At 57.1% G+C, this 947-nt stretch carries 1 protein-coding gene and 1 pseudogene; one reads left to right on the forward strand and one right to left on the reverse strand.

What is annotated here, in order from left to right; genetic code table 11:
- Positions 1–264: pseudogene (locus tag OP495_RS18350) on the forward strand (MFS transporter); the annotation flags it as partial.
- Positions 265–340: 76 nt separating this feature from the next.
- Here the strand turns inward: OP495_RS18350 and OP495_RS18355 are convergent.
- On the reverse strand, positions 341–947 hold a 607-nt coding region (locus OP495_RS18355; protein WP_280571212.1), incomplete at its 5' end, for a phosphate ABC transporter ATP-binding protein.

The raw sequence follows: 947 nt of genomic DNA on the forward strand, positions 1-947 counted from the left end.
GGCATCGTGACAGGCATGCAGGAACCTACTGTCACCAGCTTGCTGATCCAGTTCTGGGGTAGCGAGCACCTCGGACGTTTGCGCTCGATTTTCGTGGCGGGCATGGTGTTCTCCTCAGGACTCGCCCCCGCGACCTTCGGGCTACTACTCGACGCAGGTATTACGTTTACCACCATTCTCATGCTGATGATTGCCATGGTGAGTATCGGGTTTCTACTTGCCTGGAGGCCCCTGACACGACAAGTACGCGCACCATCATCGTGAGGCATCGCCAGGTATAACAATAAAGGGCGCATGTGCGCCCTTTATTGTTCATACACCGACTTACCTGCAGGAGCCATCAACCATAGCGGCCGGTGATGTAGTCCTCCGCCTTCTTGGTATGCGGGTTGGCGAACATCTGCTTGGTGGCGTTGTATTCGATCATCTCACCCAGGTGGAAAAAGGCCGTGTAATCCGCCACCCGAGCTGCCTGCTGCATGTTGTGGGTCACGGTGACGATGGTGAAATCCTGCTTGAGCTTATCCATCAGGTCCTCAATCGTTGCCGTGGAAATCGGATCGAGTGCCGAGGTCGGCTCATCCATGAGGATGACGTCGGGGCGCACGGCAATCGCCCGCGCGATACATAGACGCTGCTGCTGACCGCCGGAGAGCGAAGTTCCCGGCTCATAAAGCTTGTCCTTGACCTCGTTCCATAGACCCGCATCGCGCAACGCGCGCTCTACCAATTCGTCCTGATCGGCCTTGCGGCTGACCATGTCGTGCATGCGCGGCGCATACGCGACATTTTCATGGATCGACTTGGGAAACGGATTGGGCTTCTGAAAGACCATTCCCACACGTCGACGCAGCGCCACTTCATCCATGCCGCGGGCATTGACGTCACGGCCGTCCATTTCCACCAGCCCCTTGATCCGCACGCTGCTGATCAAATCGTTCATACGA

It is taken from the genome of Chromohalobacter sp. 296-RDG, from assembly GCF_029889885.1.
Taxonomy (GTDB): Bacteria; Pseudomonadota; Gammaproteobacteria; order Pseudomonadales; family Halomonadaceae; genus Chromohalobacter.